General features: G+C 65.4%; 11 protein-coding genes. 5 read left to right on the top strand and 6 right to left on the bottom strand.

The features are described 5' to 3' along the window. Positions 1-57: 57 nt before the first annotated feature. The 3 genes from K5658_RS01100 to K5658_RS01110 all read left to right on the top strand — a co-directional run bounded on the left by K5658_RS01100 (position 58) and on the right by K5658_RS01110 (position 3,741). Complete coding sequence (locus K5658_RS01100; RefSeq protein WP_221065166.1) at positions 58-1,011, top strand: DUF58 domain-containing protein; 954 nt, start codon at positions 58-60, stop codon at positions 1,009-1,011. Then, complete coding sequence (locus K5658_RS01105) at positions 1,008-2,990, top strand: transglutaminase TgpA family protein (protein WP_221065167.1); 1,983 nt, start codon at positions 1,008-1,010, stop codon at positions 2,988-2,990. Before K5658_RS01100 ends, K5658_RS01105 begins: the two co-directional genes overlap by 4 nt. 97 nt (positions 2,991-3,087) lie before the next feature. After that, positions 3,088-3,741: a hypothetical protein gene (locus tag K5658_RS01110; RefSeq protein ID WP_221065168.1), complete on the top strand. Its 654-nt coding sequence runs from the start codon at positions 3,088-3,090 to the stop codon at positions 3,739-3,741. 7 nt (positions 3,742-3,748) lie between these two features. Here the strand turns inward: K5658_RS01110 and cysE are convergent, their stop codons facing one another. Next, entirely contained in the window at positions 3,749-4,513 is a 765-nt protein-coding gene (gene cysE, locus K5658_RS01115; RefSeq protein ID WP_221065169.1) for a serine O-acetyltransferase, read from the bottom strand. Then, positions 4,498-5,247 (bottom strand): RNA methyltransferase, encoded by a 750-nt coding sequence (locus tag K5658_RS01120; protein ID WP_221065170.1) that lies wholly within the window; start codon positions 5,245-5,247, stop codon positions 4,498-4,500. The genes cysE and K5658_RS01120 overlap by 16 nt, the downstream gene beginning before the upstream one ends. 156 nt (positions 5,248-5,403) lie before the next feature. Here K5658_RS01120 and K5658_RS01125 point away from each other — a divergent pair, with 156 nt between their 5' ends. Together K5658_RS01125 and kefC are read left to right on the top strand one after the other, a co-directional pair. Next, positions 5,404-6,222 (top strand): inositol monophosphatase family protein, encoded by an 819-nt coding sequence (locus K5658_RS01125; RefSeq protein WP_221065171.1) that lies wholly within the window; start codon positions 5,404-5,406, stop codon positions 6,220-6,222. Between the two features lie 364 nt (positions 6,223-6,586). Next, positions 6,587-8,389, top strand: a complete 1,803-nt coding sequence (kefC, locus tag K5658_RS01130; RefSeq protein WP_221065172.1) for a glutathione-regulated potassium-efflux system protein KefC — start codon at positions 6,587-6,589, stop codon at positions 8,387-8,389. Positions 8,390-8,457: 68 nt separating this feature from the next. Here the strand turns inward: kefC and K5658_RS01135 are convergent, their stop codons facing one another. The 4 genes from K5658_RS01135 to K5658_RS01150 form a co-directional block, all read right to left on the bottom strand. Continuing rightward, a complete protein-coding gene (locus K5658_RS01135; protein WP_221065173.1) occupies positions 8,458-9,375 on the bottom strand; it encodes a transporter in 918 nt (305 codons plus the stop codon). Positions 9,376-9,503: 128 nt separating this feature from the next. Continuing rightward, positions 9,504-13,460: a beta strand repeat-containing protein gene (locus K5658_RS01140; RefSeq protein ID WP_221065174.1), complete on the bottom strand. Its 3,957-nt coding sequence runs from the start codon at positions 13,458-13,460 to the stop codon at positions 9,504-9,506. A 156-nt stretch (positions 13,461-13,616) separates the two neighbouring features. After that, on the bottom strand, positions 13,617-15,617 hold the full coding sequence (locus tag K5658_RS01145; protein WP_221065175.1) for a hypothetical protein: 2,001 nt from the start codon (positions 15,615-15,617) through the stop codon (positions 13,617-13,619). 78 nt (positions 15,618-15,695) lie between these two features. Next, the gene (locus K5658_RS01150; RefSeq protein ID WP_221065176.1) at positions 15,696-17,096 is read right to left on the bottom strand and encodes a PKD domain-containing protein; all 1,401 of its coding nucleotides are present in this window, start codon (positions 17,094-17,096) and stop codon (positions 15,696-15,698) included.

Below are 17,096 nucleotides of genomic sequence, written 5' to 3' on the forward strand. Positions count from 1 at the left end.
CTTGAGGGCCCGCGGCCTCGGGCCCCATGCCCCGCACTGCACACCGAGTTCCAACCCATGCCTTCCCCCACCCTCAAGCAACGCTTCGACCTGCAACGCTTTTTCCGGGGCGATAAGGCGGTGCCCGGCCCCATCGTGCTGACCCATCGCTTGATCTTCATCGTGCCGAACAAGCGCGGGCTGGGGCTGGCCTTGCTCTTGTTCATCCTGTGGCTGACCTCGATCAACTACAGCAGCAACCTGGGCTTCATCCTCACCTTCCTCCTGGTCGCCATCGCCCTGCTGGGGATGTTGCACGGCTATCGCAACCTCGCCGGGCTGTCGATCCGGCCCAAACCCGGTCAACCGGTGTTCGCGGGCGAACAGGCCCGTTTGGAACTCGCGGTGGTCAATTCCGGTTATCTGCCGCGCTACGCGGTGTGGTGCCGCTGCAAGGGCGCGGAGCCGGTACGGATCGACATCCCCGCCGAAACCACCGCCAACCCCACCCTGGGCCTCCCGGCCACCCGGCGCGGCTGGCTGGAACCGGGCACGGTCAGGGTCTATAGCGAATTCCCGTTGGGCCTGTTCCATGCGTGGTCGCTGCTGAATTTCCAGGAGCGCGTCCTGGTCTATCCCCGGCCCGCGCCCACGCCCATGGATTTCCCGGTCTCGGGCGGCTATGGCCGCTTCAACCGGCAACCGCACAGCGCCGACGATTTCCACGGTTTCCAAGCCTATCAAGCGGGCGATCCCTTGCGGCACATCCATTGGAAAGGCGTCGCCAAGGGCCACGATCCACAAGTCAAGCGCTACGCGGGCGGCGAGGCCGAGGATTTGGCCCTGGTGTTCGAGGAAACCCCCGGCGGCGACACCGAAAGCCGGTTAAGCCGCTTGTGCCGCTGGATCGTCGATGCCGAAGCCGCCGGGTTGCGCTATTCCCTCAGCCTGCCCGGTACCCGCATCGCCGCCGATTGCGGGGCCGCCCACAGCCGCCTTTGCCTCGAAACCCTCGCCCTGTTCCAGCCATGACCGCCATCCCGCTCCGCGATACCCTGACCGCCGCCTTCGAGAAACTGCTGCTGTTCAGCTTGGTGTTCGTCGCCTTGCCCCACGTCAACAACCTGCATCCCACGGTGTTCGGCTTCTTCGCCCTGTTGGCGGCTTGGCGCTATGCCACGGTGGAGCGGCCCGGCCTGCGCCCCGGCAAATGGACCCTGGGCTTGTTGATGCTATGCGCGATGGCCTTGGTCTACGTCCATTACCACCGCTTCTATGGGCGGGAAGGTGGCTCGGCCCTGTTCCTGGTCGGCCTGGGGCTGAAGCTGATGGAGATGAAAACCCGGCGCGAGGTATATCTGGTCATCTTCCTCGGCTTTTTCGTGGCGATGACCCAATACCTGTTCTCGCAGACCATCCCCATGGCGCTGTATACCTTGGTGGCGGTGGGGCTGTCGGTGGGGGTCTTGATCGGGGCGGGCGGTGGCCCGGCCCTGGCCCCCGTCGAAGCGTTCAAGCGTTCCTCCGCCCTGGTGGCGCAAGCCGTGCCGATCATGCTGGTGTTGTTCATGTTCTCCCCGCGGCTTCCCGGTCCCTTGTGGAAACTGCCCGACGACGAGCGCCACGCCAAGACCGGCCTCAGCGACAATCTCGAACCCGGCAGTATTAGCCACCTGGGCCGTTCCGCCGAACCGGCGTTCCGGGTCGATTTCCAAAGCGCGCCGCCGCCCAACGCCCTGCGCTATTGGCGCGGTCCGGTGTTCTGGCATACCAACGGCATCCGTTGGGATGTGGCCGTGGACAAGCCGTTGCACCGCGACCAGGAACCCAGGTTTTCCGGACCGTCCTACCGCTACGCCATCACCCTGGAACCGCATCAGCGCCGTTGGTTGTTCGCCCTGGAGTTGCCGGGCGGATTCCCGTCCGATGTGGCGCAGACGGCGGACTACCTGCTATTGACCAAAGACCCGGTCCACGACCGCCGCCGGTTCGAGTTGGTTTCGCAACCCGATTTCCGCACCGGCCCGTTAAGCCCCCTCGAACGCGCCCAGGGCTTACAACTTCCCGGCCCACCGGACGGGCGCGTCCAAACCTTGGTCGAGGCTTGGCGCGGCGAATCGGCCCGGCCCGGCGATCTGGCGCAGCGGGCTTTGCGCTATTTCCGCGAGGAACCCTTCTTCTACACCTTGAATCCGCCCGCGCTGGAAGACCATCCCATCGAGCGCTTCCTGTTCGAGACCCGCCGCGGCTTTTGCGAGCATTACGCCACCAGCTTCGTCTACCTGATGCGGGTGGCGGGCATTCCGGCGCGGGTGGTGACGGGGTATCAGGGCGGGGCGTGGAACCCCGTGGGCCGGTTCCTGGAAGTGCGGCAGGCCGACGCCCACGCCTGGGCCGAGGTCTGGCTGCCGGAACGGGGATGGACCCGGATCGATCCCACCGCCGCCGTCGCGCCCGAACGCATCGAACAAGGCATCGACCTGGACGCGGCCAGCCCGGAAGGCGATGTCATGTTCAACCCGGTGGGCGAGGCGCTGGCCGGACACGCCCAGGGTTTCCGCGATTGGGTCCGGCAAGGCCGGATGCTCTGGGCCAGTGTCGACCATGCCTGGAACCAATGGGTGCTGGCCTACGATCCCGAGCAGCAGCGGCGGTTCTGGGACAGCCTTGGGATCGTGGATTGGGGCAAGCTGGCGCTATGGATGGGGGGGTTGTTGGGTCTGTGCGGAGCCGCGGCGGCCTTGCTGTTCTGGCCGCGCCGGAAACTTCCGCCCGATCCCGCCGTGTTGGCCTATCGGCGCTTCCTGGGGAAATTGGCCCGGCGCGGCGTGGTCAAGCGCATGGGCGAAGGACCGCTGGATTTTTCGCGGCGGGCCATGGCCGAGCGGCCCGAGGTTTCCGCGACCATCGGCCAGATCACCGGGATATTCTTGGGACTGCGCTACGGGAAAACGGCGCGGGCGGAGGATTTGGCGCGGTTGCGGCGGCTGGTGCGGGAATTTCGGGTTTAGGACCGGCGCGGCGGCGGGGCCGCGCTATACTTGCCCGACCCTCGCGGGCGCGCTGCCCGATCCAGGTCCAGCGGCCCATCCCTCAGGAGACCCAGCGGTGTATTACTCCTCTTCTTCCAGAAGCCGGGGCTACCGGAATTCCGGTTCCCGTCCCTACGACCCCAACGACAATTTCCGCCTCAAGTCCCGGAAAGGCTCGCGCAAAACCAAGCTGATCTTCGTGCTCGCGGTGTTCCTGGCCCTGCAAAGCCTGTATCTATTGGTGTCGTATATCCGCATGAGCATCGCCGAGGCCGATACCCTGGAACTCACCCTGTCCGAAAGGAAACAGCAGCAGGAATTGGACATCCTGAGGCCGCAGGCGCAAAAGCTCAGGGCCGATATCGAAACCCTGGGCAAGGGCGGCCTGCCGGAACTGACCCGCCTGGAATTCGACAAGGTGTTGACCATGGATCAGGACTATGTGAAGAACGTCGTGTTCACGGTCTCCGGCAAGGGCAACGACCGGGTGTACGAGTACAAGATGGTGATGCACAACGGCAGTTTGAACCTGATCCACCCGCAGGTGGATATCCTGTTCTTCGATCCGCAGGGCATCCAGGTGGGCATGTCGCGGCTGGGGGTGCAGAACGATGGGGTCACGCCCACCCTGGAAGTCATGGAGCGCGGCGAAATCCGCTCGTTCTCCTCGCAAATCCAATTGAGCGACAACGCCAAGCCGGGTTATTTCCGCCTGAGGATCTGGAAATAGCCCCGTCCTATTCCGCTTTTTCGCCGCCTTGCCGCAAACCGCAGGGTTCGAGTTCGGGCAGCGGCGGCTCCGAGACTTCCAAGCCTTGTTGTTTCAGCATCCGCTTGAGGGCTTCGATCTGGCCGTCCAGGGCTTGGATATGGTCGAGCATGTGGTTGACGGCGTGGGCGACCGGGTCGGGCATGTCGGGGGTCATGCCGTAGGCGTCGAAGCCCAGCTTGCTGGCGATGTTCTGGCGGCGCTCTTCCTGGGCCTTGCGGTCGGGACTGACCATGTGGCCCGGAATCCCCACCACGGTCGCCCCCGCCGGGACGCTCTTCAACACCACCGAATTGGAACCGATGCGGGCGCCGTCGCCCACCGTGATCGGCCCCAAGATCTTCGCCCCCGCCCCCACCACCACGCCATTGCCCAGGGTCGGATGGCGCTTGCCCTTGCGCCAGGACGTCCCGCCCAGGGTCACGCCGTGGTAGAGCGTGCAATCGTCGCCGATGGTGGCGGTTTCGCCGATCACCACGCCCATGCCATGGTCGATGAAGAAACGCCGCCCGATTTGGGCGCCGGGATGGATTTCGACCCCGCTCCACCAGCGGGCCAGGGTCGAGAGGAACCGGGCCGGCCATTTCAGGCCGTGGTTCCACAGCCGGTGGCTGAGCCGATGGACCAGGACCGCGTGGATGCCGGGATAGATCGTGAAGATTTCGAAATAGGACTGGGCCGCCGGGTCGCGCTCGAAGATGCAGCCGTACTCGGCCTTCAGTTTTTCCCACATGTGGATGATCCTTGCCGTTTCAGTTGCAATTGCACGGCGGTGAGGATGCCGCGCAGGATATGGATTTCTTTTTGTTCCAGGCGCACCCGGTTGAAGATGCGCCGCAGCCGCCGCATCAGCGAGGGCGAGGATTTCTTCTCGTGGAGGAAGCGCACCTCGTGCAAAGCCGTGTCGAGGTGTTGGTAGAAGGATTCCATCTGTTCCGCCGTCGCCAGCGGGGACATGGGGGCTTGCAATGGCTTGGGTTCCGCCGCCGAGGCCAGGAACAACTCATAGGCCACCACTTGCAGGGCCGCGGCCACGTTCAGGGAGCTGAACGCGGGATCGCAGGGGATATGCAGCAGATAATGGCAGCGCTCCAGTTCCTCGTTGTCCAGCCCGGAATGCTCGCGCCCGAACAGGAGGGCGGTCTTGACGGGCGATCCCGCCACCCTCCCGGCGCATTCCCTGGGATCGAGTTGCGGCCAGGGGATGGCGCGGAGCCGGGCGCTGGCCCCGATCACCAATTCGCGGTCGGCGATGGCTTCCTCCAGGTTGGAACAGACCTTGGCCCCGGCCAGGATATCGTCGGCCCCGGAAGCGCGGGCGGTGGCTTCGCCGCTGGGGAAGACCTTGGGGGCCACCAGGGCCAGGTCGGAAAGCCCCATGTTCTTCATGGCGCGGGCCGCGGCACCGATATTGCCGGGATGGGTGGTGCCGACCAGCACGATCCTGACATGCGCTAGGCGTTTCATCCTAAGTTGCGGAAGTCCAAAGCGAAAAAGGGCCAGCATATTATCAGAACTCTGATAACCTTGTGCCCTCGCGGACTATCGGGCCCGGCCAGCGGGCCGCTTCGGGGCCGCGGGTTTTTCCCCATCAATCGACAGCTTAGTGGTAACGATCCGACCATGGACCCCATGCTCACCATCGCGATCCGCGCCGCCAGGGCGGCGGGCGATATCATCGTCCGCGCCATGGACCGGGTGGACCTCCTCAACATCACCCCCAAGGGGCGCAACGACTTCGTCAGCGACGTGGACCGCCAGGCGGAACGCGAGATCATCAACATCTTGCAGCGGGCCTATCCCGGCCATGGTTTCATGGGCGAGGAGGGCGGCGTGCAAGGCCCGGCCCACGCCGACCATGTCTGGGTCATCGACCCCCTGGACGGCACCACCAATTTCCTGCATGGCTTCCCCCAGTTCGCGGTGTCCATCGGGCTGTTGCACAAGGGCCGGATCGACAAGGGCGTGGTCTACGACCCCATCAAGCAGGAACTGTTCACCGCCGCCCGGGGCGCGGGCGCGACCCTGAACAACCGCCGCATCCGTGTCACCAAGCAGGTCGGCATGGTCGGCGCTTTGCTCGGCACCGGCATCCCGTTCAAGGACCAGAGCTATCTCGACGCCTATCTGGGGATGCTCAAAGATTTGCTGAAGGATGCCGCCGGCATCCGCCGCGCCGGTTCGGCGGCCTTGGACCTGGCCTATGTGGCGGCGGGCCGCTTGGATGGCTTTTGGGAAATCGGCCTGAAGCCCTGGGACATGGCGGCGGGCGTGTTGTTGATCCAGGAGGCCGGCGGCATCGTCACCGACCTCGAAGGCGGCGATAAACATTTCGAGACCGGTGGCGTCCTCGCCGCCAATCCCAAATTGCATCAGGTCATGCGCGGCCTGATCGCCCCGCACCTCACCGACGGCTTGCGCCACCGGTCCGCCCAGGACTGAATCCCTCCCCACGACGGTCGCGGCCCGGTCCCGACCGTCTTCCCGCCGCTGGCGCATGGGTCCGGGCGGTTTCCAAAACGGTTATGCTCAATTTGCTAACGAATTAGCAAACGCCCGCATTGCGGGTACGGACGAACCGTACCCAAGCCGCCCGCCAATCCCCAAACCGCAACTTTAGAAAATCACGTCCAAACCGGGTGACCCGCCCGCGCTTTGCCGCCCGTAGAATCTGGGATACGCTCCTTCCCAAGCGGGGCTTGGGAAGGAATGCGCGGAAGCCCTGCTGCCAATGCCGCGCCAAGCGGAGCTTGGAACCCGATAATCCGACTGACGATGTGTAATAAAGCATTAGCGCGAGGTCGCCATGCACGATCCCCTTTTCCTCCAACATTTGCTGATCTATCTGGGCGGGGCGGTGGTCTGTGTGCCCATCGCCAAGCGGCTGGGCCTGGGTTCGGTGCTGGGCTATCTGTTGGCCGGGCTTATCATCGGGCCTTCCGGGCTGGGCTTGATCGGCCGCGGCGAGGAAGTGCTGCATTTCGCCGAATTCGGCGTGGTCATCATGCTGTTCCTGGTGGGGCTGGAACTCGCGCCCAAACGGCTATGGGAACTGCGCGGCCCCATCCTCGGCCTGGGCGGCTTGCAGGTGTTGACGACCACGGGGCTGCTGGCGGGATTCGCCCTGGTGTTCGACCTGGGGGGACCGGCGGCCTTGATCGCCGCCATGGGCATGGCGCTGTCCTCCACGGCCATCGCCCTGCAAATCCTGGCCGAGCGCAACGCCCTCGCCACCCCGGCGGGACGGCTGGGTTTCGCGACCCTGTTGTTCCAGGATTTGGCGGTGATCCCGATGCTGGCCCTGATTCCGCTCCTGGGCGACGGCACCGCGGGCGGCGGTTTCGATTGGCCGGGCGCGGCCAAGGCGCTGGGGGTGATCCTGGGGATCGTGGTCGGCGGGCGCTTCCTGCTGCTGCCCCTGCTGCGCTTCGTGGCGGTGACCCAGCAGCGCGAGATTTTCACCGCCCTGGCCTTGCTGCTGGTCATCGCCATCGCCTTGCTGATGAAGGGCGTAGGGATGTCGATGGCCCTGGGCACTTTCCTGGCCGGGGTGTTGTTGGCGGAATCGGAATACCGCCACGCCCTGGAAGCCGATCTGGAGCCGTTCAAGGGGCTGCTGCTGGGCTTGTTCTTCATCGCCATCGGCATGTCGGTGGATTGGACCGCGATCCGGGAGCATTGGCAAACCTTGGTGCTGCTGACCTTGTGCTTCGTGTTGGTGAAACTGGGCGTGTTGGCGGGGCTGGCGCGGCTGTTCGGGATTCCCAAGGCCCAGCGGCTGTTCTTCGCCATCGTCTTGTCGCAGGGCGGCGAATTCGCCTTCGTACTGAACAACACGGCCCTGGCCGAAGGCATCATCCCGGCGGATATCGCCGGTTTGCTGGCGGCGGTGGTGGCGTTGTCGATGATGACGACGCCGGTTTTCCTCAGCCTGCACGACCGTTGGCTCGAACCCTATCTCGCCGGGCGCGGCAAGCCGGACTACGACGCGCCGGAGGACGAGGGCAATCCCGTCATCATCGCTGGATTTGGCCGCTTCGGGCAGATCGTGGGGCGCTTGCTGACCGCCAACCGGATCGGCGTGACGGTGTTGGACCACGATCCGGTGCATATCGACACCATCCGCAAATTCGGCAATAAGGTGTTCTATGGCGACGCCACCCGGATCGATTTATTGCGGGCGGCGGGGGCGGAGAAGGCCAAGCTGATGGTGGTCGCCATCGACGATGTGGAGCATTCGCTGCAGCTGATCGACGCCGTGCGCGAGGAATTCCCGCACCTCACCCTCCTGGCGCGGGTGCGGAATGTGCAGCACGCCTTCGAGTTGATGGAGCGCGGGGTGCATTTCCAGCGCGAGATTTTCGAGTCGGCCTTGCTGTTGGGGGAACACGCCCTGGTGCGGTTGGGCTATGGCCCGTATGCGGCCAAGCAGGCCGCGCTGAAATTCCGCGCCCACGATCTGCGGTCGCTGGTCAAGCGCTACGAGGCCCGCGGCGACGAGGAGGAATTGATTTCGGTGGTGCGCGAAGCCCGCCAGCAATTGGAGGAAGCCATGAACGCCGACCGCGAGGCTTATCAGTTGCAGGTGGCGCGGGATTATTGGAAGTGAGGTGGCGTACGCAAGTTGGATTGCGGAAATGGGGATGCCGTGGCTATCCGCTTGGCCTAGCCTTCCATTCACGGCGTCCAAGCGAACCCAAAATAAGCCGTCACCGGCGGCGTCGATGAAGTCAAACCCACGCCGATATTGCCGAACACGGCGATATGGTCGTCCACGGTCCAGAGCGTGCCGCCGCCGATCATATGCTGTACATAATCCTCGGCGTCGTCGGCATATTGCTGGACCAGTTCCTCGGTACGGCACGGCCCGGAATTAGGGCAGACCCGCACATATTTCTCGGCCAGCCGGCCAGTCCTGGGAAGGTTGGAGGAATTATGGTAGCCGTTCACGAACACCGCGACATCCTCGACCACATCCCGTTGCAGAGCCCAAGACAGCGTGAAATCCCAAACCTGATCGGTCGGATCGTCCGGGTCTTGGAAACGGGCCGCGCCCAGGTTGTATTCGAGGTCCACATCCCAGGGCAGCCCTTGGTCGAAGTTGAAGCTGAACGAAGGCTCGGTCCCGGCATCGAAGGCCGACGAACCCAGCCAGGTGGTTTGCACCATGACTTCGAGTCCCGCCGCCGGCAGGAAATAAGCCTCGATTTCGTCCCAGAGATGGATTTTGGTATCCAGGGTCAGGGGGCTGAAGCCCGTGGCGGAATTGGGGCTTCCCTGCACCGAAAAGCCTTGCGAATACAGCCGCAGTTCCACGGCGTCGAACAATCCGTAGCGCAGCATATATTCCCAGTTGTATTGGGCCGAGAGGCGGCTGCTTTCCGCGCTGAAGAAGGCCGGGGCCATTTCCAGATAAAACCCGCCCCGTGGCAGGGTGAACGCGCTATTGGGGAAGTTGGCGAGGTCCGCGCCGGGGTCGCGGATATCCAGGGGTTTTTTTTCCTCGGCGATGACGTGGCCCGGCGGCGCGGCCAGGAGGATGGCGGCGAGCCAAGCCGGGATGCTGGCGGAGGAGGAACGGTTTCGTTCGATCATCGGGGGAGGGGTTGGGGTGGCGGTGGATTCCCGATGTGCTTGGAAGCATCGAGGGCATTACGGCCCGCCTCGAGCCAAGCCGGGTGGACATGAGTATAGGCCCACCCGGCCCAGTCCGCCCCAACGCCTTACACCGCCGTCAAGGCCGCGTTGAGCAGGAGGTGCGCCGCCCCATTGTCGAACACATGGTAGGTCACACCGACCAGGGTCACGTCGGCCTTCTGCGTCCAGCCGGCATCCGAGAAGTGGTAATGATCCCCGGCATTGCCGTTCACTTGCAGGGTGTTGCTGGTATTCGAAAGGTTGACGAGGTCGCGTTTGAGCAGGGTCAGGGTGTTGTCGCCGCCGCCGGTGAGGTCGATCTTCTCGATCCCGTCGATCCGGTTGCGGAAACCCGCCAGATTGAGGTTCTGGCCCGCGCCGCCCAGGGCCAGGGTATCGCTGCCGCCGCCGCCATCGACCTGGCGGAAGCCGAGGTCGGACACTTTGATGAGGTCGTCGCCCTGCCCGCCATAGAAGATATCCGACCCGCCACCCCCGGCCAGGGTGTCGTTGCCCTGCCCGCCGACGAGGCGCTCGGCGGCGCTGGTGCCAGTCAGGCTGTCGTTGCCGGTGCCGCCTAGTTTGGCGACCGCGTTGGTGAAATTGCCGCCGAACAGCACATAGCTGGAACCGGCCTGGCTGTTGCCATTGGGACTGGCCGTGGGATCGCCGATGATAAGATCGGAGAAGCCATCGCCGTTGATATCGCCCGCCGGGCCGACCCGGTCCGCGCCGTCCAGGCGGAAGCCGTTGGCCCCGTTGAGGGTGGCGGCATCCAAGCTGGCCGGGAAGCCCGTGGCCTTGCCATAGATGACATAGCTTTCGGCTTGATAGCCTTGGCTGGCCGGGTCGTATCGCTTGGCCCCGATCAACACATCGTCGTAGCCATCGCCGTTCACATCGCCCGCGGCGGCCACGGTGGCGAGGGCGCCATAGCTCCCCAGGCCGGTGAACTGGAACCCATTGCTCCCGTCGAGCGTGGACAAATCCAGATTGGACCCGAACCCTGCGGACTTGCCGAACACCACGGCGGCGCTATCGCCCGAACCCACGATCACATCGCCGAACCCATCGCCGTTGACATCGCCCGCCGCCGCCACCGCGCCGGTATAGCCGTCGCCCGCGTCCAACCGGAAGCCATTGCCGCCATTGAGCGTGGATAAATCCAGGCTGGACCCGAAGCCGGTGGCCTTGCCGAACACCACGTAGCTTTGCTTGGCTTGGGCCGAGCCATAGGGCCGGACGGTATCGACCAATAAATCGGCGTAGCCATCGCCGTTGATATCGCCCGCCGCGGCCACCGCCACGCCGGAATGCTGCCCCGCCACGCCATCGATGCGGAAGCCGGTGGCACCGTTGAGGGTGGAGAGGTCCAACCCGGCGCTGAAACCCGAAGCCTTGCCGAACACCACGAAACTGGACCCGGCGTAATCGCGGCCCAGGGGCGAGGCGTTCTTTTCGCCGACGATGATATCGGCGTAGCCATCGCCGTTGACATCGCCCGCCGCTCCGACCACCACGGCGGAAGGGTCCACGGCGGCGCTGTCGCTGAAACGGAAGCCGTTGGTCCCGGTCAGCGTGGACAAATCCAGCAAGGACGAAAAGCCGCTGCCGCTGCCGAACACCACATAGCCGGTGGGCGTGCCGCCGGAGTAATCGCCCACCACCACATCGGCATAGCCATCGCCGTTGATATCGCCCGCCCCGGCGATGGCGAATTCGCCGCCATACAGCGCGAAGCCATTGCCGCCGTTGAGCGTGGACAAATCGGTGCTGGCCGCGAAGCCGCCCGCCTTGCCGAACACCAGATAGCTCATCCCGCTATAGGCCGTGGTCACGGCCAGATCGCCATAGCCATCGCCGTTGATATCGCCCGCCGCGCCCACCGCGGTTCCCGCATAATCGAAGGCCGCGCCATCCAGCCGGAAACCGTTGTTGCCGTTGAGACCGCCGAGGTCCAGGCGCGGCGGGGTGCCGATGTTGAGGTTGTTGGTGCCGATGTCGGTGCCGACCCACACGGTGGCCCCGGCCTGGGTATAGGTGCGATAGCTATGGCCGTTGGCCGTGGCGTTCGCGCCCTGGACCCAGCCGCCGCCACCGCTGACGAGGCTCTGGGCCGAGCCGTCGATCACCAGGGTTTCGCTGGTGGTGGACAGGCTTTTCACCGTGGCGGGCGTGAGGACCAGGGTGTTCGCGCCGCCGCCGAGATCGATGCTTTCCAATCCCGCCAGCTTGCCGCCCTGGGCCGCGAGGTCCAGGTAAAGCCCGGTCCCGGCCAGGACCAGGGTATCCGTGCCCGCGCCGCCATCGGCCAGGGCGAAACCGAGATCGGACACGACCAAGCGGTCGTTGCCATCGCCGCCGCCCAGGCGGTCCGCGCCGCCGCCGCCGGTCAACACATTGGCCGCGCCGTTGCCGGTCAGGGTGTCGGCATAGGCGCTGCCGGCCAGATTCTCGAAATTGAGCAGGGTATCGCTGCCGGAACCACCGGTGGCCTGGGCCGTCGCGACCGCGAGGCTGACCACGACCCCGGCCCCGGCGTTGGCATAGGACGCGGTATCGCTGCCCGCGCCGCCGTCTAGGCGGTTGTTGCCCGCATTGGCGTAGATCACGTTGCCGAGCGCATTGCCGGTGCCGTTGAGGTTGCCGCCGCCCAGCAGTTGCAGGTTCTCGACATTGGCGGGCAGGGTGTAGGCTGTCAAACTGGAACGCACGCTGTCGGTCTGGTCGGCGCTGGCGTTGGTCTCGACCACGACATCGCCGCTGTTGTCCACGACATAGGTGTCGTTGCCGTCGCCGCCGCTCAGGGTATCCGCGCCCGAGCCGCCATCCAGCCCGTTGTCGCCCGCGTTGCCGGTCAGCTTGTCGTTGAAGGCGCTGCCGGTGAGGTTCTCGAAATGGCGGATCGTATCGGTGCCGGAACCGCCGGTGGCCTGGGCCGTGGTCTGGGCCAGGCTGACCGTGACGGCGGCGGATGAAAATACATAGGACAGGGTATCGATGCCCCCCGCCCCGTTGAGGCTATTGTTGCCCGCGTTGGCGTAGAGCGTGTTGTCCCCGCCATTGCCGGTGCCGTTGAGATTGCCGGTGCCCATCAACCGCAGGATTTCGATGCCATAATCCCCGCCGCCGAAATAAGGCAGGGTGTAGTCGGCGAGATAGGACTGCACGGTGTCGATGCCGCCCGCACCCAGGCCGGGGATATAGTCCTGCACCATATCGCCGGTATGGTCCACCACATAGGTATCGTTGCCCGGCCCGCCATAAAGGCGGTCCGCTCCCGCCCCTCCGTCCAGCACATTGCCGCCCGAGTTGCCATAGAGGCTATCGTTGAAGGCCCCGCCAGTGAGATTTTCGATATTGGCGAGGGTGTCGGTGCCGGAACCGCCGGTGGCTTGGCCGCCGGTCTTGCCCAGGTCCACTTTGACGGCGGCGGCGGCGTAGAGGTAGGACGCGGTGTCGGTGCCCGCCCCGCCGTTCAGCGCGTTGTTGCCCGAGCTGGCATAGAGCAGGTTGTTGAGACCGTTGCCGGTGCCGTTGACGCCGCCCGCGCCCACGAGGCGCAGGTTCTCGACATTGGCGGGCAGGGTATAGGCCGCGAGATAGGACAGGACGGTGTCGATCTGGGTGGCGCTGGTGTTGGTCTCGACCACGACATCGCCGGTGCTATCCACGACATAGGTGTCGTTGCCGTCGCCGCCGGTCATGGAATCGGCCCCGCCCCGTCCGTCCAGGTAATCGCCGAAAGCCGTGCCGACTAAGGCGTTCGACAGGCTATCGCCCGCCGTGCCGGAACTATTGTCGCCGATCAGCAGCTTGCTGCCGTTGGCGAAGCTGAAGCGGGCGCTGGACACCTGGTCCAGCGTGGTATTGGCCAGGACGAGGGTCTTGCCCGCGTAGGTGACGAGCAGGTTCGCGCCGGATGGGGCGAGCGTGCCGGTGGCCGCGTCCAGCCCGGCGATATCGAACACCAGCGTATCCACCGCTGGTTTGAACGCCAAGGTTTGGTTATTGCTCAAGCTGCTGAAGTGATAGGTCGCCATGGATTCCCTCTGGATATTTCATATTCGCCCTTCTCGTTTCCCCCGTCGGACCGGTTCCCCAGGGCCACCCTGAAAAAAAGCTGGCGGTCAGCGGGCACCGCCAGCAAGGCCATCAGGAGTGGGGAGCGCGGGGATCGCGATGGTGGGGTAGCCCTCTCAACGCCGGACCGCGAACGGACCCGAGGACATCCCGCAGACCGCCGCCGCCTTTTTGGTCTTGGGGGCGCAGACGCGGATCAGGCCGGTTTCGGTGGCCTGTGCCTTGAGCGGCTTCCACACCACGGAGCCACGGCCCAGCTTCACTCCGGTCTTCAACGACTTCCATTTGCCGCCGCCGTTCTTGGAGAACTGCACATTGACATTCCGGTTCGCGCCTGTCAGGCCGAATTGCCAGGCGATGGTTTGCTTTTTACCCACGGTCAAGACATCGCCGCCGTTCGGGAACGACAGCTGGATATAGGGTCCGGTGGGTGTGGAACAAGCGGCATAGGGGTAGCTGCCGCTCAACGTCCCATTGGCGCAGGCGCGGGTTTCGGCGACCGCCGCGCAGTCGGCGCTGGTCGCGGATGAATAGGCCGTCACGCTCTGCCCGTCGGCCAGGGTGCCGCCCCAGGGCAGCCCGCAATCGGCTTTGGTGGTCGGCGCGCCGCACGTGGGATAGGTGGCGCTGCCGCTCAATACCCCATTGGCGCAGGCGCGGGTTTCGGCGACCGCCGCGCAATCGGCGTTGGTCGCGGATGAATAGGCCGTCACGCTTTGCCCATCGGCCAGGGTGCCGCCCCAGGGTAGGCTGCAATCGGTGTGGGGGGTCGGCGCGCTGCACGCTGGATAGGCGGCGCTGCCGCTGAGTTTGCCGTTGTTGCAGGTACGGACTTCGGCGTTCTCCGCGCAATCGCTATCGACCTTGACCCGGTAGGCCGTGACCGATTGGCCGTGGGCCACCGTGCCGCCCCAGGGCAGGACGCAAGCCGTCGGTGCTTGGCAGGTCTGGAAGGTATAGCTACCGCTCAACTTGCCCGTGCTACAAACACGGGATTCGGATACCGAGGCGCAGTTGGGGCTGAGGCTGGTTTGGTAGGCGGTGACGCTGGCACCGTCGGCGATCTTCTGCGTCGCGTCCCAAGGCAGGGTGCAATAGGTGTTGGCGCAGCTCGAATATTGGTAGACATCGCTGTCCGGCAGGCTGCCGTTGTCGCAGGTCAGCACCTTGGCGGCGGCGGCGCAATCGGCGCTCTGCTCGGTGGAATAGGCGGTGACGGTCCCGCCGTCGGCGATGACCCCGGCCCAGCTCAGTTGTTCGCAGCCCTGGCCGGTGCCGCCGCCGCCCGAACCGCCCGCGCCGAAGGACAGGGTGGCATTGGCGATATCCAGGGTCGCGACCAGGGAACCCTGGCCGAGGTCGGTGGCCTGCATCTTGTTGATGCCCGGACCCTTTAGGCCGAAGAAATACAGCCGGAGGTTCTGGTCGGCGCCCCCGCGCACGCTGGCCGCGTCGGAAAAACCGAACTGGCCCGACAAATCGATGCCCCACCGCGTGTCGAAATAGGCGCTGTAGGGGTCGCCCGCGCCCGGGTCGCTCATATCGGTGACTTCGCTCAGGTTGGACTGGAAATCGGTCATGGCCGAGATATCGCCCGGATTCAGTCCATTCTGCGCCGCCGCGCTGAGGTTGAGGGTGTTCGCCCTGGCCTGGATGACCGAGGACAACTGGGAGACGTTGACGCCCGCCGTGCCGGTCAGGCTTTCCGCCTTGGCGATGGCGGTGGGGTCGTTCAGCACCGAGGCGAGGACGCCATAGCTGGAGGGCACCGCGCCGACCGCCCCCGCCGAGACGGTGCCATAGGTGTTGTTGGCGGCGATGTTGTAGACGAGGGGGTTGCCGGCGGCGGCGAAATCCTTGAAGCGCTGGTCCAGCGGCCAGGACTTGATGGCCGACGGGTCGCCGAGGAAGGCTTCCACCGTGGTGCCGAGGTCCAGGCTATAGGACTTGGCGGCGGTGGCATCCCACACGTTGAGGAACAATTCGCCGCTGCTATTGGAACTGGCGTCGCCGGGGGTGGTGTGCAAGGCGCCGTTGGCGATGGCGGCCAAGGCCTCGCCCGCGCCCAAGGCCAGGACCAAGCCGGCCAGGGCGCGTAAAAAGGGGTTCGATTTCAAATCCATGGTCGTGCCTGAAGGGACTCGGGAAAAACAACGCCGGGAACCATCCCGCGGACGGTTTCCGGCGGACCCGCATTACTGCGCCTTGATACGGATTTTCTTTTGCACGCTGGCGAGCCCGTGGTTGTCGGTCACCACCAGCGAGAACTGGTAGACCGACCCCTTGGCCCCCGCCGTGAAGCTCAGGGCGGGCAGGGCGCTACCGCCCAGGCCGGTGGCCGGTCCCGCGTTCTGTACCCACTGGTAGGCCACGATGCCATCGCCCGCGTCCGGGTCGTAGCTGGCCCCCCCGTCCAAGTTGACCGTGCCGCCGGGAGCCACCGTGGCCGGCCCGTCGATCACGGCCACCGGCCTGTGGTTGGGTACGACGACCCGCTTGTAGGCCTTGCCGATCCTGCCGCCGGCGTCGGTCACGGCCAGTTGGAACAGATAGATATCGCCCGCCTGTCCGGCCACGAACACCGCCTTGGCCGGACCCGCGCCCGGACCCAGCATCACCGCCGGGCCGGACGCCTGGGTCCAGGCATAGCCCAGGTCGCCGCTGTAATCGGGGTCGTAGCTGGCGCTGCCGTCCAGGACCACCGTCGCGCCCGGTTCCACCCTCATCGCCGGTCCCGGCACCGCCACCGGGGTCAGGTTGTCGCCACGGCCCCCGTGGGACCACAGCAGGGTGGCGTTGGCGGGATTCAGGCTGAAGAAGGCCGTGCCGCCGCCCAGATCGGTGGTTTTCAGCTTGTTGACGCCGGGCGATTTGAGGCCCAGGAAGAAGAACCGCAGTTTCTGGTCCTTGGCCCCGTCGGCGTCGCGCACCGTGGCGGCGGTCGAGAATCCGAAATTCCCCGCGATATCGATGCCCCATAGGTAATCGAAATACGCGCCATAGGCATCGTTGGTGCTGTCGGTGGTTTCGCTCAGGTTGGCCGCGAAGTCGGCCATGGTGGTGAAATCGCCCGGCACCAGGCCGTTGGCGGCGGCGGCGTTGAGGTTGAGGTGGTCCACGCGGGTCTGGATCGCCGCCGAGATTTGGCTGATGGCGAGGCTGGCGCTCTTATCGTTCAGCCCCATCAGCAGGCCCAGCGACACCGGATCGTTCAGCGCCGTGATCGCGAAACCCCAGCCCGAAGGTGCCGCGCCGACGCCGGGCGCGGCGATGCCGCCATAGGTGTTGTTGGCCGCGATGTTGAAGCGCAGGGGATTGCCGGCGGCGGCCAAGGCCTTGAAGCGCGGGTCCAAGTGCCAGACCCGCCCGGAAGCGTCGAGCAGGAAATCCTCGGCGGTGACGCCGAGATCGAGGCTATAGGACTTCGCGGCGACCGGGTCCCAGACGTTCAGGAACAGCTCGCCACTGGAACCGGAATGGGTATCGGTGGGAATGGCATGGGCCGCGCCGTCGGCGATGGCGGCTTCCGCGCCGGGAGTGGACAGCAGCAGGCACAGGCCCGCCCCGCCCAGCAGGTTGAATCGTGTTGTTTTCAT

The sequence above is a fragment of the Methylomagnum ishizawai genome (assembly GCF_019670005.1).
Classification (GTDB): Bacteria; Pseudomonadota; Gammaproteobacteria; order Methylococcales; family Methylococcaceae; genus Methylomagnum; species Methylomagnum ishizawai.